A 20815-nucleotide genomic window follows, 5' to 3' on the forward strand; every position below is an offset into this window, starting at 1 on the left:
GGCGGGGGCACACCCGGATGCCGCATCGGACTGCGAGGGGGACTGTGATGGGAACCGCCGCCTCCGGCGGGCGGAGGCGCCTGGCCGGGCTCGGCACGTCGTTGCTGCTGATGATCCCGCTGCTCACGGTCACGGCGGCCTCCGAGCAGGACTTGGGGCAGGGCTCCGGGCAGGACGGCGCCGGGGCCCGGCCGCGGTCGGCCGACAGCGCGGGCACCCGGGTCGCGTACGCCGGCACCCGGCACCGCAGCCTCGGCCGGGTCGCCGGCGACACCTCCAGCACACCGCTGTTCGGTGCGGGCCCGGCCCACTTCGACGTCCAGCCCTCCGCCCTCGGCGACACGATGGTGTTCGCCGGCCGCCGCGACGAGAAGGACCCGCAGATCTACCTGCGGTCCGCCGACGGCTCGGTACGCCGTCTCACCAGCGGCCGGGACGCCGCGCACCCCCGACTGACGCCGGACGGCCGGGCCGTGGTGTTCGACTCGGCCGAACCCGGCGGCCCGGGCGGCCGGAAGCAGCGCGACCTGTGGCTGGTGCGCACCGACGGCACCGGCCTGACGCGGCTGACCGACACGGCCTCGGACGAGGAGCACCCGACGGTCTCCCCGGACGGGCGGCGCCTGGCGTACTCCGGCGACGGCGGCCCGGCGGCCGGGCGGCAGATCTACGTACGGCCCCTGGCCGGCGGCCCCGCCTCCCGGATCACCGACCCCGCCGACGGCACGGCCACCGAACCGGTGTGGAACCCGGCCGACGACCCCGCCCACCGGGACCTGATCGCGTACACCGCCACCGCCGCCGGGCAGAACGGCCCCCGGCTGCGCGTGACGGACGGGCGCACCGACGGGCCGCTGCTCGGGGGCGCGCAGGCAGGATGGCGTGCCCACGGGGCAGCGTGGCTGCCCGGCGGGGACGAGGTGCTGTTCCTGAGCCCCGAGATCACCTGCGAGTGCGAGGGCGACTGGGACCACGTGTTCCGGGTGCCCGCGCGCTCCGACCGGGTCCCCTCGCTGGTGCTCAGCGAGAACCGGGAGGTGCGCTCGCCCACCTGGCTCGGCTCGCTCGACGGCGGCGGCGCGGTGGTGGAGCGCACCTCGGCGTCCGGCCCGCACACGGTGACGCTGCAGGACGTCCGGCTGGACGGGGCCGACCCCCGCGACCTGGGGCTGACGATCCTCAGGGAGGACCCGAGGGCCGACACCGAGACCGATCCGGCCAAGGACCCGCTGTTCCGGCCCGACCCCGGGTACGACCCGTGGACCGAGCGGCAGAACTACACGCCCGACGGCCGCCGGATCGTGGTGACCCGCTTCGAGGACACCCCCGACGGCCGCATCCAGCGGATCTGGACGGCGGACGCCGACGGGACCGGCGCGGCGCCCCTGCCGCTCGCGGGACGCGGCCCGCGGGACTGGGACACCGACCCGACGCTCTCCCCGGACGGCAGGCGCCTCGCCTTCACCCGGACCTCGCCGGGCGGCGTCGGGGAAGGCGCCGGCCCCGGCCGCATCCTGATCGCGGACGCGGCGACCGGCGCGATCCGCGGCGAGATCACCCCGCCGGACGGGCAGGGCACAGGCGGCGACGCCCAGCCTTCCTGGTCCCCCGACGGCACCACCCTGGCCTTCACGCGCAACCACGTGATCGGCGGGAGGGGCGGCAACAAGCACGTCTGGACCGTGCCCGTGGACGACCTGGACCGGCAGCGCGACCTGAGCGCCGCGGTCTGCCCGGGCGACTGCGAGGTCATCGACGACAGCCCGGCGTTCTCACCGGACGGACGCGGCATCGCCTTCAACCGCAAGAGCGGCGGCGGCCGGACCGACGAGCGCAACGGCATCCTGCTGACGTCCCCGTCGGGCGGGAACTGCCGGGTGCTGCTGCCCGGCGCCGCCCGCGATCTCCCCGGCGCCTGCCACCGGGAGCTGCCGGACACCTCGGCCACCGGCCCGTTCCAGCCGCGCGACGCCGCCTGGACGGCCGACGGCAAGGGGCTGGTGCTCAGCTCGCGCGCCGCCCTCCCGGCCAACAGCCCCGAGAAGCTGCACCTGGTGGACATCGCGTCCGGCCGTCTCACCCCGCTCACCGCCGGTCTGCCGGGCCGGCAGAAGGAACCCGCCGTCCAGCAGTCCGTGGACCTCGCGGTCCGCGCGCCCGGCACCGTGCCCGAGGTCACAGTGGGCCGTTCCGCCACGGTCCGCGTCGACGTCGTGAACAACGGCCCCGCCGCCTCCCCCGGCACCAGGCTGACCGTCGCGCCGCCGCCCGGCGTGCGGATCACCCGGCTGAGCCGGCCGGGGGGCGTCTGCGACGCCGCGTCCCTCCAGTGCGACATCGGCGTGGTGCCGCCCGGCACCACCGTCCCGGTGGACGTCACCCTCACCGGGACCGTCCCCGGCGAGGCGCCGGTGGACTGGTCGGTCACCGGCTCCGTCCTGGACCCGCGGCCCGGCGACAACGCGGGCCGGACCGTGGTGCCGGTGCGCGAGGCCCCGCCCACCGATCCCCCGCCCGCCCCTTCCCCACCCGTTCCCTCCCCGCCCGCCGGCCCGCCGCCCGCCGCGCCCCCGGCACCGGACGAGCCCGAGGCCGGGCCCGGTGTGCGCGTCACGGCCCAGCCGAACCCCGGCTACGTCGGCGGGCGCGTCGTGGTGACGTACACCGTCCGCAACGGCCGCAACGCCCTGGCGACCGGGCTGCGGCTGCGCATCGGCCTGCCCCGGGGCGTCCCGCACAACGGGCCGCCACCAGGCTGCGACCGCTCCTGGGTGTGTGCTCTGCCGGACCTGGCCCCGGGCGCGAGCACCGTCGTCCGGGTCGTCCTCAGTCCCGACAAGGCGCTGACCGGCCGCGTCACCGGCGAGCTCACCACCACCGGGACGGACGCCGACCGGCGCGACAACACCGCCCGGCAGCGGCTGCGCATCCTCCGGCCGCGCATCGTCGCGGTGCCGGAGATCGGCAAGCCCGGCTTCGTCACCTCGGTGCGGGGCAGGGACTTCCCGCCGGGGGTGCCGGTGCGGTTCACCTGGAAGCCGGGCATCACCGCGGCGGCGGCGCCGACCGTGCCGGAACCCGACGGCACGTTCATCGGCCAGCTGCTCGTCCTCGCCAAGGACCAGAGCGGACCGCGCACCATCACCGCCACAGGCCCCGGGTTCTCGGCGGTGAAGACCGACTTCCTGGTGGTCAGCGGCAGTGTGCAGCCGCCCGACGCGGTGGCCCGCCGGTGATCCACGAGGTCGACGAGGGGCTGCGCCGCCTGCTGGGCGAGTCCGGGCTGGAGGCGTCGGGCGTCGAGATCGTCTTCGACGCCCCCACCCGGGACTGGGCGGCGCGCCGCAGCGCCCCGACGGTCTGCGTCTTCCTGTACGACATCCGCGAGGACGCCACCCGGCGCGGCAGCGGCGCCGGGGAGGTGTACGACGAGAACGGGCGGCTCGTGGCGCGGCGCACCCCGCCGCGCTGGTTCGAACTGACGTATCTGGTCACGGCGTGGGCGAGCCGCCCGCAGGACGAGCACCGGCTGCTCTCGCAGGTGCTCGCCTGCCTGGTGGCCACCGACACCCTGCCCGCGCGGCTGCTCACCGGCACGCTCGCCGAACTCGGCCTGACCGTCGGTCTGGACACCGCCGGGGCCGGGCTCGACGCGCCGGCCGCCTCGGACGTGTGGTCGGCGCTCGGCGGGGAGCTGAAGGCGTCGCTCGGAGTGCTGGTGAGGGCGCCGCTCGCCGGGGTGAGCGAGGCCGTCGCGCCACCGGTCACCGAAGGGCTCGCCGTGCGCTCCGCCCCCCGGCACGGGGACGGGGATGCGGCGGGACGCCGGCTGCGCTACACGGAGGTGGGCGATCCGGGACCGGAGGGCTTCGCCGGTCCGCGCGAGCGGCCGCCCGCCCCCGCCCGGCGGCGGCGCAGGGGGGACCGCCGGCCGTGACGCACACCGCGGGCCCCACCGCCGAGACCACCGCCGGATCCGTTGCCGGATCCGTCGCCGGAGCAGCTTCCCTGGCCGCCCCCGGGCCGCCCGGCGCCGAGGCCGTCCCCGACGGCGCCGACGGTGTGGAGTACGTGTGGACGCGGCTCCGCGCCGTCGAGGAGCGGGTGCGGCACGCGGTGGCGTCCCGCCGCGCCGCCGATCCCGACCCCGACGACCCCTACCGGGGCCAGTACCTCACCCCCGAGGCGGCGGCCCGCCTCCTCCACGAGCCGGGCGGCCTCGACCTGCCGCCCCGCGGCCCCTGGCACCCGCCTGCCGGTTCCGTCCTGGACGGCCTCTCCCGTCGCTTCGGCCTGTCCCCGCTGGACCTGGACCTGCTGCTGGTCGCGGTGGCACCCGATCTGGACGCGCGGTTCGAGCGGCTCTACGGCTACCTCAACGACGACCTGACGCGCCGCCGCCCCACCGTCGGGCTCGCCCTGGAGCTGTGCGGGCTCGCCGCGGCGGCGCCCGCCCGCTTCCGGCTCGCCCCCGGAGCTCCGCTGGTCGAGGGCGGGCTGGTGGAGGTCACCGAGCCGGAGCGGCCGCCGCTGTCCCGCGTCCTGACCGTGCCCGACCGGGTCACCGCACACCTGCTGGGGGACACCCGGCCCGACGCCCGGCTCGCCGGGCTGCTCGGCGAGGTGCACGAGGACCCGGCCGCCGAGGCGGCCCGGGCACGCCGGGTGGCGGCCGCGGCCCGGGCCGGGGTCGGCCTCGTCCACCTGCGCGGCCTGGGCGGCGACGCAACGGGTCTGGCCGTCACCGCCCTGCGCGCGGCCGGGCTGCGCGCGCTCGCCCTGGACGCGGCGGCACTCGCCCGGCGCCCCTGCGACGTACCGCACCTCGCCCGGGTGGCCGCGCTCGAAGCCCGCCTGACCGGTGCCGGGGTCGTCGTCGGCCCGTTGGAGGCGCTGCCCGCCGATCCCGCGGAACGGACCCGCGCGCTGGGGGCGCTGTGCGCGGCCCTGCGGGGGATCCCCCTGCTGACACACGGCACCACCGGCTGGGACCCGGCGTGGGCGGCCGACACCCCCGTCACCGTGACCGTGCCCGCGCCCTCCCCCGAGCGGCAGGCCGAGCGCTGGCGGCACGCCCTGGAACGGGCCGCCGGCGGCGGCCCCGTGGCCGGTTCCACGGCCGACTCCACGGCCGGGGGCGCCGAGGCGCTCGCCCGGGCTGTCGCCGCGCACCGGCTGGACTCCGGGCAGCTGCGCCGCGCCGCCGACGTGGCGACCCGCACGGCCGCCCTGGAGGGCCGCCCGGTGGGCCCCGACGACCTGCGGGCCGCCGTGCGGGCCCAGAACGGCGCGGGACTCGACCGGCTCGCCCGCCGGATCGAACCGGCCGTCGGCTGGGACGACCTGGTGCTCCCGCCGGCCACCCACCGGCGGCTGCGCGAACTCGCGCTGCGCGCCCGCCACCGCGAGCAGGTGCTCGGGCAGTGGGGGATGCGGCCCGGCGGCGGCCGGGGGCGCGGTGTGATCGCGCTGTTCGCCGGCGAGTCGGGCACCGGCAAGACCATGTCCGCCGAGGTCGTCGCGGCGGACCTGGGCATGGACCTGTACGTGGTGGACCTGTCCACGGTCGTCGACAAGTACGTCGGGGAGACCGAGAAGAACCTGGAGCGGATCTTCACCGAGGCGTCGGCGGTCAACGCGGTGCTGCTCTTCGACGAGGCCGACGCGATCTTCGGCAAGCGCTCGGAGGTGAGGGACGCGCACGACCGGCACGCCAACATCGAGTCGGCCTACCTGCTCCAGCGCATGGAGTCGTTCGACGGGATCGCGGTGCTCACCACCAACCTGCGGGCCAACCTGGACGAGGCGTTCACCCGCCGCCTGGACGTGGTGGCCGACTTCCCCGTCCCCGACGCCGGGCAGCGCCTGGCCCTGTGGCAGCGGTGCCTGGGCGGGAGGCTGCCCCGGGCCGGAGATCTGGACCTCGCCTTCTGCGCGGACCGCTTCGAGATGGCCGGCGGCTCGATCCGGGCCTGCGCGGTGACGGCCGCCTACCTCGCGGCGGAGGCCGGCGGGCCGCTGACGATGCGGCAGGTGGTCAGAGCGGTCGCGCAGGAGTACCGCAAGCTGGGACGGCTGGTCCTGGCGGGCGAGTTCGGGCCGTGGCTGGCGGAGGCCGCCGACGCGTGAGGGGCGGGCCGTGGCCGGCGGAGCCACCGCCGCACCGGCGGATCGCCGCCGGGATCGCCGCGGACATCGACGGCGTGGGAACCCGCCTCCGGCCGCCGGGCCCCGAGCGAGCCCGATGCGGCGGTACGGCGCCGCACACGGCACCGCCCGCCGCGCCGTCCGCCGCCCGGGCGAGGAAGGCCACATTCGTGCGGTGCCGCAGCACGGCCCGTACGTCATCGACGGGTCGGAAGCGTCCTCCGAAGGGCGGGGCGCCGCTCGCCGGGGCCGAGGCGGGGCGGCCGGCCGGAGTCCCCTCCTCGCGTTCCCGGCTTGCCCGCACGGCCGTCCGGCGGTGCTCCGCGCACCACCGGCCGTGTGGAGTCGGGGCATCAGGCGGACCGGGGTGGAGCTGCCGGGGCCTTCCTCCGCGCGGTGTCAGGACCTCGACCGTTCCCACTCCGGGAACACCGAGGTCAGGAACGCCTCACCACGGGACACGCTCGCCGTGGAGTCGTTGCAGGAGAACGAGCCGGGCCAACTCGGGTTGAACTTGAGCAGCATGACCGTGGCGTTGCGCTCGGCGGCGGCCCGGTCCACACCCAGGTTCTCGGTCATCCAGGAGAAGACCGCGCCGCGCCGCTGTCCTTCGCGGACGACCGGATCGCCGCCGCCCTTCACCCTGCCCATGTCGTCCACGATGCCCTCGTTCCGCATGTCCTCCTTGAAGGAGGTGGCCATCAGCCGCCAGTTCTCCTCCCACATGGCGCGGTTCGCCGCGGCCTGCTGCTTCAGCTGGTCGGCCTGCTGCTGCGTGAGGGGTGCGGCGTTGCCGTGGGCCAGTTTCATGGCGGCGATGACGGTGGCGTCGAGCGAGGTGTAGAGGGACTCGCCGAACTGCGGGAACAATGCGTCCCAGCCGGTCTTGTCCCGGACGTGACCGATGCTGGCCTCGGCGGTGATGTCCACGGCCCCGATGGGGTTCCCCCGCATGTACAGGACGTAGTCCGGCCGGGTGGAGCCGAACGTCACCTGCGTGCCGAAGTGCGTCTCTGCGGGGAGAGAGGGCCTTCCCGCGCCTTTCAGGTGGGCATGGGCGACGGATTCGATCGCGTAGCCGAATTCCTTGGAGATGCCGCCGCTCCTGCCGTTGGCGTGGAAGTCCTGCCAGACGTCGACCCAGTGCTTCGTGTGGCCGTCGTAGTCGGCGAGCGGACCCAACTGGGGCGCAGTGGTGACATAGTTGTAGGCCCACTGGACCGCCCTGTCCACGGCGGCGGAGAACTCTTCAAAAAGCCGCGTCTCCGCCGCGTCCGGTGGGCCCTTCTTGAGCTCGACGACACGGCGCTGCAGCACGGACCCACCAGCGGCGTGGTACGGCCCCACCGGGTCTTCCGAGGCGTGTTCGGCGGACGGCACCGGGCCCGCGAGCGCGCGGGTGGCGTTCGTCTCGGCCTCGCGCTCGAACCGGTCCGAGGGGTCGGAGATTCTCAGTCCCGCCCCGTTGTCGGTACCGGAGACCGGGCCCTGGCGCTGCTGGACGACGTGAGTGAGCTCGTGGGCGAGGGTGTGCTTGTCGCCGCCGCCGTCGCCGATGACGACATGGCTGCCGGAGGTGTAGGCGCGTGCCCCGATGGCGCGGGCCGAGCGGGCGGCGGCGGCCCCGGTGTGCAACCGCACGTCGGAGAAGTCGGTGCCGAGCCTGGCCTCCATCTCCTGGCGTACCGGCGCGGCGAGCGGTTTGCCGGCCGAGCGCAGGACCTCGCGCACCTCGACGTCCGGCTGTTCCGGGGCGGGTGCGGTGCGGGCGCGGCGGGCGATCATGCCGGTCACCGCGGCGTTGCCCGCGCCGCGCTGCGCCGCGCGCAGCGCGTCGGCGGTGAGCGGGGGCGGTACGGCGGCGCCTCCGGACTCCTCCCGCCGGGCGGCGGCCCGGTCGCGTGCCGGCTGCCGGTCCTCGCTCCACTCGGTGCGCTGCCTGGACCTCTGCACCTGCTGCCTCCTCGTCGGCGCACGCCTGCTGCGGCCCCAGTGGACCGCGCGGACGGGCGGGGTGTCCATGCCCGCACGGGCAGCGCGAGGGCAGGAGTGGGCGACGGCCGGGCGGTCGGCGCGGGGAGCCCGGAAAGGCAGCGCTCTTGCCCCCGACCAGGTCCGCGGGTCCCTGTCGCCGGGCCGGAGCCGTGGCGAAGACTCGGCCTGGACACAGGTGACCGACCCGCAAGGACGCTAAGGAGCGAGCATGCCGACGTACCTCACCCCGGGTGTGTACGTGGAGGAGGTGCAGTCCGGTGCCCGCCCGATCGAAGGGGTCGGCACCGCCGTCGCCGCGTTCGTCGGGTTCGCCCGGAGCGGCCCGTTCCACACGCCGACGCTGGTCACCGGCTGGGATCAGTACACCCAGATCTTCGGCGGCTTCACCGAGGACGCCTATCTGGCCCACGCGGTCTACGGGTACTTCGCCAACGGCGGCGGCGCCGCGTACGTCGTGCGGATCGGCGGCTCCGCCGAGGACGCCTCCGCCCCCGCGGCCGGCGGCGGCCGCGGGGAGGGCGGGGCGGCGGAGCCGGTGGAGCTCGGCGGTTTCCTGGTCGCGGCCCGGCCGGGCGTCTCGGGTGTGTCGGTGGAGGTCGCCGACGCGGACGGCGAGAACCCGCCGCAGGACCGCTTCAAGGTCCTGGTCCGCCAGGGCGACCAGGTGGCGGAGACGTACGAGGCCTCCAGCCGCAGGAACGTCAAGGGGTACCTGGTCAACCAGGCCCGCGCCTCCAAGCTGATCGAGGTCACCGAGCAGCAGGGCGCCGGCCAGAGCAGGCCCGCCAACCAGACCGTGGTACTGCCCGGCCCCCCGGACGCGCCCGCCGCGCCCGGCTCCGGCGAGGTGTCCCGCCTCGACGCGTCCGAGTACGTCGGCGACGCCGCGGCCCGCACCGGATTCGGCGGCCTGGAGACCATCGACGAGATCACCATGGTCGCGGTGCCGGACCTGATGAGCGCCCACCGGCGCGGCGACATCGACGCCGAGGGCGTGCGCACCGTGCAGCTCGCCGTGATCGCGCACTGCGAGCAGATGGGCGACCGGGTGGCCGTCCTGGACACCCCGCCCGGGCTCTCCGCCCAGCAGGTGCGCTCCTGGCGCAACGACGAGGCGGGCTACGACTCCCGGTACGCCACCCTCTACTACCCGTGGGTGCGGGTCTTCGATCCGGCCACCGGACGCAACACCACCGTCCCGCCCAGCGGCCACATCGCCGGCGTGTGGGCGCGCAGCGACGCCGAGCGCGGTGTGCACAAGGCGCCCGCCAACGAGGTGGTCCGCGGCGCGGTGGACCTGGAGTTCCGGCTCAGCAAGGGCGAGCAGGACCTGCTGAACCCGATCGGTGTGAACTGCGTACGGGCCTTCCCGGGCCGGGGCGTGAGGGTGTGGGGCGCCCGCACCCTCTCCTCCGACCCGGCCTGGCGCTACCTGAACGTGCGTCGTCTGTTCAACTACCTGGAGGAGTCGATCCTCCTGGGCACCCAGTGGGTGGTCTTCGAGCCGAACGACGACCGGCTGTGGTCGAGCATCCGGCGCAACGTCACCGCGTTCCTCACCGAGGAATGGCGCCGGGGCGCGCTGTTCGGCCGTACGGCCGAGGAGGCGTTCTACGTCAAGTGCGACCGCGACAACAACCCGCAGGAGTCCATCGACCAGGGCCGGGTGGTCTGCGAGATCGGCGTCTCACCGGTCAAGCCCGCGGAGTTCGTGGTGTTCCGGCTGGCCCAGTTCTCCGACAGCACCAGCCTCATCGACGAGTGACCCCAGGGTCCGCAAGGAAAGGTGACGAACAGTCATGGCAGTGGGCGACGCTCTTTCCACCCATGTCTTCGGCGTGCAGCTCGGGGGCTACCTGGTCGAGTCGGTCCAGGAGATCAGCGGGCTGACCGTCGAGGAGGAGGTGGTCGAGGTCAAGCAGGTCAGCGCGGAGGGCAAGCAGATCATCCGCAAGCAGCCCGGCGCCCGCCAGGCGGGCGAGATCACGATCACCCGCGGGCTCGACCAGAGCAGCGAGTTCACCAACTGGATCAAGGAGACCCTGAACAACGGCGCCGTGAACGCCGCGCGGCAGAACCTCACCATCGAGATCAAGGACTCCGAGGGCACCACGGTCCGCCGCATCCAGCTGATGCAGGGCTGGGCCTCCAGGTGGGAGGGCCCGTCCCTGAAGGCGGGCGAGTCGTCCCCGGCCACCGAGTCCGTCACGATCGTGTTCGAGGAGATCATCGTCGAATGAGACGCCGTACGGTGACGGCGGGCAACCTGGAGGAGATCCTCCAGGTGACGGCGCCCGCCCCGGCGACGGAGCAGGCGGCGGCGCCCCCCGCCCCTGCCCCCCGGGAGGACCACGGGCTGCGCACCGAGTTCGAGTTCGAGCTGCCGCGCGGGTACGTCGACGAGGCGGGCACGGTGCACCGCCACGGCGCGATGCGCCTGGCCACCGCCCGCGACGAGCTGCGGCCCCAGATCGACCTGCGGGTCAAGGAGAACCCCGCGTACCTGAGCGTGGTGCTGCTGAGCCAGGTGATCACCCGGATCGGCACGATCACCGACGTGCACGCCGGGATCGTGGAGCGGATGTACGCCACCGACGTCGCCTTCCTCCAGGACTTCTACCGCCGCGTCAACAGCGAGGGCCACACCCGTGCGGCGGTGACCTGCCCCCACTGCGAGGGCGGTTTCGAGGTCGACCTCTCGGGTGGGCGCCTGGGGGAATCGTGACGTACGCCCTCCCCCGGCTCCTGGAGGAGATCGCGTACATCGCCTACCACTTCCACTGGCGGCGCGAGGAGATCCTCGGCCTGACCCACGGTGAGCGCCGGCAGTGGGTGGCCGAGATCGCCCGTATCAACACCCGCGTGAACGAAGGCGGTTGAGTACATGGCATGGCGGGACAGGCTGCGCCGCCGGGCCGCCGGGCCGGGCGCCGCGCACCGTCCGCGGCGTACGGGGCGGCCCGGTGCCGGAGCGGACGGCCGGTCCGGCGAGGGGCCGGGCCGGAGCGAGCCCGGCGTTCCGGGTCCCTCCGTGCCCGGCGACTGGGACGGGGGGTGGCAGCGCACCGCTGCGCCGGAGCTCACCCTGGCGCGCGCCCCGCTCGGCGTCAGCGACGGCCTCGCCTTCCGCGCGGGCCTGGCCGCCTGGCGGAACCCGTCGTTCGACACCGGCCTGGGCCACGCCCTGCTGCCCACGGCCCCGACCGGCCTGGTGCACGGCGTCACCGGTCCGGCCGCCCCGCGGCCCGTCCACACCGGCGGGGGTCCGCTGCTGCTCCGGACGCTGCGTCCGCCGGAGGCGGACGGCCCGCAGGAGGCGGACGGCCCGCAGGAGGGTACGCCGGGCACCACGGCCCCGGACACCGCGCCCCCGGGCGGCGCGGCACCGGGCGCTCCGGCCCCGTCCGGCTCGGCGTCCTCGGGTGCGCGGTCTTCCCGCGGCCGGTCCGGATCGGGTTCCGGAGCGGCGCACGCGGGCGCGGGGCGGGAGCCCGCGGCGGCGCGGCACGGCGGCGGTGCCGAGGGCGCCGGCGGTCCGGGCGGCACTCCTCGGAACCGCGGTCCGGTGTCCGCGGACTCCCCCGCCGCGCTCTCCCCGCCCTCCTCCCCCCTCCAGCGGGCCGTGCGGCCGGGCACCGGCCCGGTCGTGGCCCCCGCCGGCACCGGCCCCCGGCCGGCTGCTCCGCAGATTCCGCTGGTACGGCGTGTGTCGGTGGTCCCGGGCCCGGCAGCCGACGGATCCATGGCCCGGTCCGCTCCCGGCGGGCCCGCGCCAAGGGCACGGTCCGGCCCGCCGGGGGCGGAATCCGGGCGCGCGTCCCGGCCGCCGGCCGGTTCCGGGGAACGTACGCCCTCCGGCCCGGCGGTCGGGCTCCGCCCCGTGGGGCCGAGCCTGACCACCGCCCGGTACCCGGCCGGGCCCGTGCGCCGCGTCCCCGCGCTGCGGCCCGCCACCCCTGCGCCCGGCGATCGCACCGCGTCCGGCGCACCCGGCCCCGCACCCGCCACGGCCGCACCGGCCGGGACGAAGGCGGGCCCCACAGCCCCCGCGCAACGCACCGCCGCGCCCGGGCGGAGCCGCGCGCCCCTCGGCGCTCCGCTGGGCGAACTGCCCTCCACGGCCACGCCGTTGGCGGAAGGGCCCGCCCCGCGTACCGCGCCCGGCACCGGACCCGCACCCGGTCCGGCGCTGCCCGTCGTCCAGCGCCGCGCGGAGGGCGCGGCCAGCACCCCGGACCCGTACGACGGCGGCGCGAAGGAAGCGGCCCGCGACGTACCGCAGGGCCCCGCCGCACCGGCCGGCGTACCGCGCCGATCCCCCGGCCCCGGCAAACGCACCGGTGCCCGCGCGCGCGGCGGCCTGGGCGAGCCGCTGCCCGCGCTGCCGCCGAGCGCCGGCCTGCCCGGTTCCACCGCGCCCGGCGCCCGCGCCTCCCGCGCGGCGTCCGGCTCGGACGACCCACACCGGGAGCGGACGGCCGGCGCCGCCCCGGTGCCGCCCGCGGCGGAGGGCGGCCGGACGCCTGCCGGGGCCGCACCGCGTACCGCGCCCGCGCCCCGTGCGCCGGGGGGAGGCGGAGCGGACGCGCCGCTGCTGGGGACGGGCGATGTACAGCGCCGCCTCGCGGGCCACTCCTCCACCGCCGCCCCCGTGGAGCCCGGCCCCGCGCTCCACGGGGACGGGCCCGCCACACCGCTGGTGGCGCCGTCCCCGGCCGCCCCGCCCCACCGCCCGGCACTCGAGAACGCCGCGGGCGCGCCGGGCGGTTCGAGCGCGACTGGCAGACCGGGCACGTCGGACACGCCGGGCACCGCGGGAGCGGCGGACCCGGCGGGAAGCGCGCGACGCCACGGCACGGTGCCCGGCGGGCCGGGTCCCGGCGGGCCGCGGCCCCACAGCCCCGCCGCCCGGGTCCCGGTCGTCGTCGCCCGGGCCGCGGCCGGAGGAACCGGGGGCGCGGAGATCGCCCGAACCTCCGGCGCGGACGGCCCGCGCCCCCTCCCCGTGACCCGCTCCGGGGGGCGTTCCGCCCCGCAGGAGCCCCGCATCCTCTCGCTGCTCGCCGCGCGCCGGCTCTCCCTGAACACCCGGATCCCGGAAGGAGTGGCTCCGCCCGCCCCGTCCCGTTCGGGCGGCCGTCCCGTGGTGGCGGTGCGGCGGCCCGCCGCACCGGTGGCCGGCCAGGACGGCCTCGGGGTGTCGGCCGCGCGGCCGGCACCGGTTCCGCCCGCGGCCACCCCGGCGGGCGCGCGGGGGGCCGGCTCCCCGGACGCCGTCCAGCGCGTCCCGGTCGTCCGGCCCGCGCCGCCCCGCCCGGAGGCGCCCGCGGAGGCCGCCGCCCCGCCGGCGCGGTCCCTTCCGGTGGCCGCCCCTCAGACGTCGGCGCCCGCACTTCCGGTGTCCACGTCCGGCCCGGCAGCCCCGCCGGAACCGGCGGGGGCCGTCCCCGTGGTCCGGTGGAGGGCCGCTCCGCCGGGCCCCCGGCCCGCGGCGGGCGGGACCGGCCGGGCGGCGGCCCCGGTGCAGCGCGCGGCCACCGGCACCGGTGGCGCCGCCGCGGGCGCACCGGCCGGAGCGGCGCGGACGCGCGGTCGGCCCCGACCGGCCTCCGCGCCGTCCTGGTCGCCTGCGTCGGCCGCCTCCGATGTGGACGCGGCCGGGCACGCCGGAACACCGCAGGACCCCGGCCTGGACCTGGACGACCTGGCGCGCCGCCTGCTCGACCCGGTGGCACGGCTGCTCCGCACCGAGCTGCGGCGCGGCCGGGAGCGCATGGGCCGCCCCCACGACGGACGCCGCTGAGGGCCCGAAGGCAAGGAACGGATGACGGACGGATGACGGACAGCATCTTCGCGACGAGCGTGTTCTTCCGGCTCGCGATCGGCGGCAACGACCTGGGCGCCTTCCACACCTGCTCCGGCATGGGCGCCGAGGTCGAGATGGAGACCTACGCCGAGGGCGGCAACAACGGCTTCACCTGGCACCTGCCCGGCCGCGTGACCTGGTCGAACATCACGCTCACCCGGCCGGTCACCGCCGACACGGCGAAGATCGGCCGCTGGCTCGACCAGACGCTGCGGCGGGTGGAGCCCAAGGACGGCGAGATCGTGGCGCTGAAGCCGGACCTGACCCGGATCATCGGCTGGCAGGTGTTCGGGATCGTCCCGGTGCGCTGGCAGGGCCCGTCCTTCGACCCCTCCAGCTCCCAGGCCGCGGTGGAGACCCTGGAGATCGCCCACGAGGGGCTGCGCCCCTCCTGACCCGGCCCCGTCCCTCCGCCCGCCACCCCCGTCTCCGTCCCCGGAAAGGAAGTCCCGGCATGTCCCCAGCGGTCCGCTCGAGCCGGGCCAGGGCCCAGCTGACCCTGAAGGAGCCCCCCGCCTCGGTCGGCGCGAAGCCCGGCGGAACGATCGCGCGGCTGGACCTCCAGTTCAACCCCTCCACCCTGGAGCTGCGCAAGACCACCGAGTGGCGCCGCTCCCCGTCGCGGATGGCGGGCCAGTCGGCGCTGCCGGAGTTCGTCGGCAGCGGCCCGCGCACGCTGAGCCTGGAGGTGTTCCTGGACGCCACCGCCACCCACGACGACTCCGTGGAGCAGGCGGTGGAGAAGCTGATGAAGGCGTGCGTGCCGACCCCGGCCAGCCTGGGCCGCAGGAAGCCGGCCAGCCCGTGGGTGCGGTTCGAGTGGGGCACAGCGCGGACGACCTCGTTCGACGGGGTGCTCTCCAGCCTGTCGGTGACGTACACGCTGTTCGACGTGGACGGCAGGCCGCTGCGGGCCACCTGCGCGCTGTCGATCGAGGAGGCGAGCGTCGACCCGCCGGGCCAGAACCCGACGTCCGGCGCGCGCACCGCCCGCAGCACGCACACCGTGGTGGCGGGCGACAGCCTGGCCCTGCTGGCCTGGCGGGAGTACGGCGACGCGACGGCCTGGCGGGTCATCGCGGAGGCGAACGGAATCGACGACCCGATGGCGCTCGCGCCCGGCACCGAACTGGTGGTGCCGGGACTGCGGGACGCGGGCGGTGAGGAGGAGCGGTGACCACATCCGAGGCGCGGGGCGGCCGGTCGTTCGCGGCGGACCCCATCGTGGAGACTCCGGCCGAACTCCCGCCCGTCTGGGCCGCCCAGCTCGTGAGCTGCGTGGTGGACGAGAACGTGGGCCTGCCCGACGCGGCGGTGCTCACCTTCCGCGACCCCGACCACGAGTTCCTGAAGGCGACCGGCATCACCATCGGCACCCCGCTGCGGGTGTCGGTGGTGACCGTGTCCGGGCAGGCGCGCGAGCGGCTGTTCGACGGCGAGGTGACGGCCCTGGAGGTGGACCGCGACCGCACGGGCTCGTTCACGGTGGTGCGCGCCTACTCCAGGGCGCACCGCCTCCAGCGGGGCCGGAAGGTGGTGGCCTACCGGAACATGACGGCCGCGGCGATCGTCCGCAAGGTGGCCGCCGGGGCCGGGCTGGCCTGCGGAACCGTGCAGACCGCGCCGGTCACCTACCGGCAGCTCTCCCAGGCGAACGTGTCCGACTGGGAGTTCCTGCAGTTCCTGGCGGCGGAGAGCGGCGCGCAGGTACGCGTCGACGACCAGGGGCTGCTCCAGTTCACCAGGCCGCGGAAGGCGTCCGGCGCGCCCGCGCCGTCGACGCCGGCCACGCGGAACCCGATGGTGCTGGAGTACGGCCGGAACCTGCTGGCGCTGCGGGCCTCGCTGTCGGCGGCGGACGGGGCGTCGTCGGTGGAGGTGCGCGGCTGGGACGTCACCACGAAGCGGCCGCTGGTGGCCCGGCAGCCGTCGGTGGACAGCGACACGGCGGTCCCGGGCCTGAGCCCGGCGTCCGCCGCCCGGTTCGGCACGTCGGCGAAACTGGCCGTCACCGACACCCCGTACCGCACCCAGGCCGAGACGACCGCGGTCGCGGACGCCACGGCGGCCCGGGTCGGCGCGGGCTTCGCCGAGCTGGAGGCGGTGGCCGAGGGCAACCCCCGGCTGCGGGCGGGCAGACCCGTGGCGCTCGGCAACGTCGGGCAGGCGTTCTCGGGCCGCTACACGGCCACGGCGGTGCAGCACGTCCTGGAGCCGCACGGCGGGTACCGGACGACGGTGTGGGTCGGCGCCAGCCCGGACCGCTCCCTGACCGGCCTGGTGACCGGCGCCAACGCGCCGTCCCGCGGCCCGCGCATGCCGGGCCTGGCGATCGGCGTGGTGACGGACGTGCGCGAGCCGGACGGCGCCGAACGCGGCGGAGTGCGGCTGAAGTTCCCCTGGCTGGACGACACCTACGTCACCGACTGGGTGCGCACCGTGCAGTGGGGCGGCAGGGGCGGCGGAGGCGTGGTCAGCCCGGAGGTCAACGACGAGGTCCTGGTCGGCTTCGAGCAGGGCCTGCTGGACAGCCCGTACGTCATCGGCGGGCTCTACAACGGCGTGGACAAGCCCTCGCCCCACGACGTGCCGCTGGTCGACCCGACCAGCGGGAGGGTCAACCGCCGCTCCGTGGTGTCGCGTTCGGGACACCGGGTGGAGCTGCTGGACGCACGCGCCCCGGGCCCGTCCGGGGTGCGGCTCACCACCGGCGACGAGCGCCTCGAGGTGTTCCTCGACGACCGGCGGGACCGGATCGAGCTGACGGTGTACGCCAGGGGCCGGCAGCCCCTCACCTCCGTCCTGCTCGACGGCCGGGGCATCACCCTGGACGCGGGACGGGGCGACGTGAGCGTGTCGGGCCGGAACGTGAACATCGACGGCCGGGTCGGAGTGCGGATCGGCGGCCGTTCGGTGAGCGTCACCGGCAGCTCGGACGTCACCGTCGACGGCGGTCTGCTCGGCGTCCTCAAGGCCAGGCTCATCCGGATCAACTGACCCCGCCCGCCGCCCCCCGCATCTGCCCGCTGTCCCCGACATCCCGAGGAGCACCGCATGCCAGCCGCAGCCCGTACCGGTGACCCGACCGACCACGGCGGCCGGGTCACCACCCCGCCGCCCGGCGCCGCCACGGCGGTGGCGCGCGTGCTGATCGGCGGCCGTCCCGCAGCCGTCACGGGCAGCCTGACCGTCTGCCCCGTCCCCCAGCACGCGGCCCTGGGACCGGCCAACGTGATCACGCCCGGCCCGGCGGCGGCCGTCGCGGGCGCCGTCCTCATCGGCGGCCTGCCCGCCGCGCGGGCACGCGACCGGAGCGCGTGCGGCGCGACCGTCCTGACCGGCGCCGCGAACGTCCTGATCGGAGGCGCGTGATGAGCGAGCGGTTCATCGGCCGCGGCTGGGCGTTCCCGCTGCGGGTCGGGCCGACCGGCGGGATCGGCATGGTCGACAGGGAGCGGGAGATCGAGGAGGCGATCCGCCTGGTGCTCGGCACCGCGCCCGGCGAGCGCCCCATGCGCCCCGAGTTCGGCTGCGGCATCCACGACCACGTCTTCGCCCCCGGCGACGGCGCCACCGCCGGACGCGTCGCGCAGCAGGTGCGCGAGGCCCTGGAGCGCTGGGAGCCGCGCATCGCGGTGGAGGAGGTGGTGGTCGCCTTCGACGCCGTGGAGGCCGGCACCCTCTACATCGACGTGCACTACACCGTGCGTTCCACCAACGACCGGCGCAACCTGGTCTTTCCCTTCTACACGATCCCCTCCGAGGAGGGGGCCGGGGAACGGGGCGCCGACTGATGGCCCTGCCCTCCCCCAACCTGGACGACCGGCGGTTCCAGCAACTGGTCGACGAGGCCAAGCGGTACGTGCAGCAGCGCGCCCCGGAGTGGACCGACCACAACGTCTCCGACCCGGGCGTCACCCTGATCGAGACGTTCGCCTACCTCGTGGACCAGTTGCTGTACCGGCTGAACCGGGTTCCGGACAAGAACTACACCGCGTTCCTGGACCTGCTTGGCATCCGCCTGTTCCCACCGGCCGCGGCCGTGGCCGAGGTCGACTTCCACCTGTCGGCGCCGCAGCCCGACACGGTGGTGCTGCCCGCGGGCACGGAGGTGACCGCCGCGCCCGCCGCGCCGGGCGAGACCGGGGAGACCGGCGAGACCGGGGACGCCGTGGTGTTCGCGACCACGGACGAACTGCGCGTCGTTCCCAGCGAGTTGACGCGCCTGGTGACCGCACCCCGCAACGGTGAGCAGACCGACCGCACCGGGGCGCTCGCCGAGGGCCGCGACGTGCTCTGCTTCCAGGCGGCGCCGGAGCCGGGCGACGCGCTGCTGTTCGGCCTGCCGGCGGCGGTGCCGCGCTGCATCGTCGCGGTGCGCCTGGACAGCCGTGTGGAAGGTGTCGGCGTGGACCCGCGCCAGCCCCCGCTGGTGTGGGAGGCGTGGGACGGCGGCGGCTGGCGGGTGTGCGAGACCGGCGAGGACACCACCGGCGGGCTGAACCGGCCCGGCGAGGTCATCGTGTACGTGCCGGCCGGGCACACGGCGTCGGTGATCGGCGGGACGCGGGCCGGCTGGCTGCGCTGCCGCGTCACCGAGGCGGAGCCGGGGCAGCCGTTCTACTCGCAGTCCCCGACGGTGCGCGAGGCGGCGGTGTTCACCGTGGGCGGCACCATGTCCGTCGAGCACGCCGAGACCGTGACCGACGTGCCGCTGGGCGTCTCCGAGGGGGTCGCCGGGCAGACGTTCCGGCTCGACCGCCCACCGGTCCTCCTCGACGGCGAGCCCCCCGTGGTGGAGGTCTCCTCGGCCGAGGGGTGGCAGCGCTGGGAGGTGGTGGAGCACTTCGGCCGCTCCGGGCCCGGTGACCGGCACGTCCGCGTGGACGCCACCACCGGCGAGTTCGGCTTCCCCCCGGTGCTGCGCGAGCCGGACGGCACGCTGCGGCAGTGCGGCGCCGTGCCGCCCAAGGGCGCCCGGGTGCGGGTGGCCCGCTACCGCACCGGCGGTGGTCCGGCGGGCAACGTCGCCCGCGGCGCGATCCGCGTGCTGCGCAGTTCCGTCCCGTACGTCGCGCGGGTCGTCAACCGGGAGGCGGCGCGCGGCGGCGTCGCCGGCGAGACCGTCGCCAACGCCAGGCTGCGGGCGCCGGAGGTGCTGCGGACGCAGGAGCGCGCCGTGACCGCCGAGGACTACGAGGTCGTCAGCCGCCTCGCGGCGCCCTCGGTGCGCCGGGTCCGCTGCCTGCCCGCGGGCGGCGACGCGGGCGCGGTACGGGTCCTGGTGGTCCCGGACGCCGTCGCCGACGAGGACGGCCGGCTCCGCTTCGAGCAGCTCATCCCCTCCGACCAGGTGCTCCGGGCGATCACCGCGAGCCTGGACGAACGGCGTCTGATCGGCACCCGCCTCGTCGTGGAGCCGCCGGTCTACCAGGGCGTCACCGTGGTGGCCAGGCTCGCGGCGGCGCCGGACGAGGCCGACCGGGTGCGCGACGCGGCGCTCGCCGCGCTGTTCCGGTACCTCGACCCGCTGCACGGCGGCCCCGACGGCACCGGGTGGCCGTTCGGGCGGCCGGTGCAGTACGGGGAGGTCTTCGGCGTGCTGCAACGCGCCTGCGGCGACGCGCTGGTGGAGGACATCCGGCTGTTCCCCGCCGACCCGGTCACCGGGCGGCGCGGCGCGCCGGCGGACCGCATCGACGTGGCCGCGGGCGCGCTGGTCTTCTCCCACCAGCACCAGGTGGCCGTCACGGCCGCCGGACCGGAGGCACGGGGATGAGCCGAGCCGCCGTGCCCGGGCTGCCGAGCAGGTACCCGATCGGCGGGCAACTGCCCGCCCTGTACGCCGACGACGACCTCGCGCAGCGGTTCACCGCCGGTCTCGACACCGTCCTCGCACCGGTCTTCGCGACCCTCGACAACCTGCCCTCCTACTTCGACCCCCGGGTGGCCCCGGCCGACTTCCTGGCCTGGCTGGCGTCGTGGGTGGGCGCCGCCGACGACCCGCGGTGGCCCCTGGCGGCGCGCCGGGAGGCGGTCGCCCGCGCGGTGGAGCTGCACCGGTGGCGCGGCACCCGGCGCGGCCTGGTCGAGGGCCTGCGGCTGGCGCTCGGCGTGCACGCCGAGGTGACCGGGGACGGCGGAGCGGCGTGGTCGCGCACCGCCGGCGCCGACCTTCCGCCGAAACCCTCCTCCGAGCCCCTGGTCCGGGTGTGGCCGGGCCCCGGAGCGCGGGTGGACCCGGACCGGGTCCGCGCGATCGTCCGGGCCATGTGCCCGGTGCACACCGTCTGCCGGGTGGAGGTCCTGCCCGGTCCGCCCACCGACGAGGGGAGGTGACGTCGTGCGCGCGTGCCCCGCGTGCGGGACGTCCAACGGCCCGGACGACGACTTCTGCGGCAACTGCGGTACGTACCTGGGCTGGTCGCACACCCCGCCGGACCCGGGCACACGCCCGGAGCCCTCGGCCCCGCCGGGCCCTGCTCCGGATCCGGACCCCGATCCGGAACCCGATCCGGAACCCGATCCGGACCCCGCACCGCCCGCGGACCGGCCCGCGTCCGCCGCGCCCCTGCGCACCTCACCGCCGCGCACCCGGCCGGCGGGCCGCGACCGCGACGAGGCGATGGGAACGGGCTCTGCGCGCGCTGCGGGCTCACGCTCCGACGACGACGCCGGCCCCGGGCACGGCCGGGAGGAGAGCACGAGCCCTCCCCCGCGGACCGGCCCCGGCCCTGCCCGCGCCGGGGAAACCCCCGTCCCCGGGGCTCCGGCGCCGGCGCCGGAGCCCGTACAGCCCGTACGCCC

General features: G+C 76.5%; 16 protein-coding genes. 15 read left to right on the forward strand and 1 reads right to left on the reverse strand.

The genetic code is table 11. The annotated features are described in order from the left end of the window. The first annotated feature begins 47 nt into the window (after nt 1-47). The 3 genes from BMY40_RS10395 to BMY40_RS10405 all read left to right on the forward strand — a co-directional run bounded on the left by BMY40_RS10395 (nt 48) and on the right by BMY40_RS10405 (nt 6129). Entirely contained in the window at nt 48-3236 is a 3189-nt protein-coding gene (locus BMY40_RS10395; RefSeq protein ID WP_093657947.1) for a DUF11 domain-containing protein, read from the forward strand. Further along, the gene (locus BMY40_RS10400; RefSeq protein WP_093657949.1) at nt 3233-3937 is read left to right on the forward strand and encodes a Pvc16 family protein; all 705 of its coding nucleotides are present in this window, start codon (nt 3233-3235) and stop codon (nt 3935-3937) included. Before BMY40_RS10395 ends, BMY40_RS10400 begins: the two co-directional genes overlap by 4 nt. 71 nt (nt 3938-4008) lie before the next feature. Further along, the gene (locus tag BMY40_RS10405; RefSeq protein ID WP_093658558.1) at nt 4009-6129 is read left to right on the forward strand and encodes an ATP-binding protein; all 2121 of its coding nucleotides are present in this window, start codon (nt 4009-4011) and stop codon (nt 6127-6129) included. A gap of 417 nt (nt 6130-6546) precedes the next feature. Here the strand turns inward: BMY40_RS10405 and BMY40_RS28275 are convergent, their stop codons facing one another. Further along, nucleotides 6547-8100: an eCIS core domain-containing protein gene (locus BMY40_RS28275; RefSeq protein WP_245769991.1), complete on the reverse strand. Its 1554-nt coding sequence runs from the start codon at nt 8098-8100 to the stop codon at nt 6547-6549. 250 nt (nt 8101-8350) lie between these two features. On the opposite strand from BMY40_RS28275, the gene BMY40_RS10415 reads away from it, so the two are divergent. The 12 genes from BMY40_RS10415 (at nt 8351) to BMY40_RS10465 (ending at nt 20347) form a co-directional block, all read left to right on the forward strand. Then, nucleotides 8351-9907 (forward strand): phage tail sheath family protein, encoded by a 1557-nt coding sequence (locus tag BMY40_RS10415; protein ID WP_093657950.1) that lies wholly within the window; start codon nt 8351-8353, stop codon nt 9905-9907. A gap of 34 nt (nt 9908-9941) precedes the next feature. After that, a complete protein-coding gene (locus BMY40_RS10420; RefSeq protein ID WP_093657952.1) occupies nt 9942-10382 on the forward strand; it encodes a phage tail protein in 441 nt (146 codons plus the stop codon). Continuing rightward, nucleotides 10379-10867: a zinc-ribbon domain-containing protein gene (locus BMY40_RS10425; RefSeq protein WP_093657954.1), complete on the forward strand. Its 489-nt coding sequence runs from the start codon at nt 10379-10381 to the stop codon at nt 10865-10867. Before BMY40_RS10420 ends, BMY40_RS10425 begins: the two co-directional genes overlap by 4 nt. After that, entirely contained in the window at nt 10864-11022 is a 159-nt protein-coding gene (locus BMY40_RS28000; protein ID WP_177213953.1) for a DUF6760 family protein, read from the forward strand. Before BMY40_RS10425 ends, BMY40_RS28000 begins: the two co-directional genes overlap by 4 nt. Nucleotides 11023-13789: 2767 nt before the next feature. Continuing rightward, nucleotides 13790-13945: a hypothetical protein gene (locus tag BMY40_RS28005; protein ID WP_177213954.1), complete on the forward strand. Its 156-nt coding sequence runs from the start codon at nt 13790-13792 to the stop codon at nt 13943-13945. Between the two features lie 32 nt (nt 13946-13977). Then, the gene (locus BMY40_RS10435; protein WP_093657958.1) at nt 13978-14403 is read left to right on the forward strand and encodes a phage tail protein; all 426 of its coding nucleotides are present in this window, start codon (nt 13978-13980) and stop codon (nt 14401-14403) included. 59 nt (nt 14404-14462) lie between these two features. Then, nucleotides 14463-15185, forward strand: coding sequence for a CIS tube protein (locus BMY40_RS10440; RefSeq protein WP_093657960.1), 723 nt, complete (start codon nt 14463-14465; stop codon nt 15183-15185). Continuing rightward, entirely contained in the window at nt 15182-17005 is a 1824-nt protein-coding gene (locus tag BMY40_RS10445) for a VgrG-related protein (protein ID WP_093657962.1), read from the forward strand. Before BMY40_RS10440 ends, BMY40_RS10445 begins: the two co-directional genes overlap by 4 nt. A 57-nt stretch (nt 17006-17062) precedes the next feature. Then, entirely contained in the window at nt 17063-17380 is a 318-nt protein-coding gene (locus BMY40_RS10450; RefSeq protein ID WP_093657964.1) for a PAAR domain-containing protein, read from the forward strand. Next, nucleotides 17380-17802, forward strand: a complete 423-nt coding sequence (locus tag BMY40_RS10455; protein ID WP_093657966.1) for a GPW/gp25 family protein — start codon at nt 17380-17382, stop codon at nt 17800-17802. The genes BMY40_RS10450 and BMY40_RS10455 overlap by 1 nt, the downstream gene beginning before the upstream one ends. Further along, nucleotides 17802-19787, forward strand: coding sequence for a putative baseplate assembly protein (locus tag BMY40_RS10460; protein WP_093657968.1), 1986 nt, complete (start codon nt 17802-17804; stop codon nt 19785-19787). The genes BMY40_RS10455 and BMY40_RS10460 overlap by 1 nt, the downstream gene beginning before the upstream one ends. After that, nucleotides 19784-20347, forward strand: a complete 564-nt coding sequence (locus BMY40_RS10465) for a phage tail protein (RefSeq protein WP_093657970.1) — start codon at nt 19784-19786, stop codon at nt 20345-20347. Before BMY40_RS10460 ends, BMY40_RS10465 begins: the two co-directional genes overlap by 4 nt. The last annotated feature ends 468 nt before the right edge of the window (nt 20348-20815 follow it).

Origin of the sequence: Streptomyces radiopugnans, assembly GCF_900110735.1 — a bacterium.
Classification (GTDB): domain Bacteria; phylum Actinomycetota; class Actinomycetes; order Streptomycetales; family Streptomycetaceae; genus Streptomyces; species Streptomyces radiopugnans.

What these genes read in the sequence shown, in the direction of transcription:
- BMY40_RS10420 (WP_093657952.1), top strand. Translation starts at nt 9,942, where the DNA reads ATGGCAGTGGGCGACGCTCTTTCCACCCATGTCTTCGGCGTGCAGCTC.
- BMY40_RS10450 (WP_093657964.1), top strand. Translation starts at nt 17,063, where the DNA reads ATGCCAGCCGCAGCCCGTACCGGTGACCCGACCGACCACGGCGGCCGG.
- BMY40_RS10440 (WP_093657960.1), top strand. Translation starts at nt 14,463, where the DNA reads ATGTCCCCAGCGGTCCGCTCGAGCCGGGCCAGGGCCCAGCTGACCCTG.
- BMY40_RS10415 (WP_093657950.1), top strand. Translation starts at nt 8,351, where the DNA reads ATGCCGACGTACCTCACCCCGGGTGTGTACGTGGAGGAGGTGCAGTCC.
- BMY40_RS10425 (WP_093657954.1), top strand. Translation starts at nt 10,379, where the DNA reads ATGAGACGCCGTACGGTGACGGCGGGCAACCTGGAGGAGATCCTCCAG.
- BMY40_RS10460 (WP_093657968.1), top strand. Translation starts at nt 17,802, where the DNA reads ATGGCCCTGCCCTCCCCCAACCTGGACGACCGGCGGTTCCAGCAACTG.
- BMY40_RS10395 (WP_093657947.1), top strand. Translation starts at nt 48, where the DNA reads ATGGGAACCGCCGCCTCCGGCGGGCGGAGGCGCCTGGCCGGGCTCGGC.
- BMY40_RS10455 (WP_093657966.1), top strand. Translation starts at nt 17,380, where the DNA reads ATGAGCGAGCGGTTCATCGGCCGCGGCTGGGCGTTCCCGCTGCGGGTC.
- BMY40_RS10465 (WP_093657970.1), top strand. Translation starts at nt 19,784, where the DNA reads ATGAGCCGAGCCGCCGTGCCCGGGCTGCCGAGCAGGTACCCGATCGGC.
- BMY40_RS10435 (WP_093657958.1), top strand. Translation starts at nt 13,978, where the DNA reads ATGACGGACAGCATCTTCGCGACGAGCGTGTTCTTCCGGCTCGCGATC.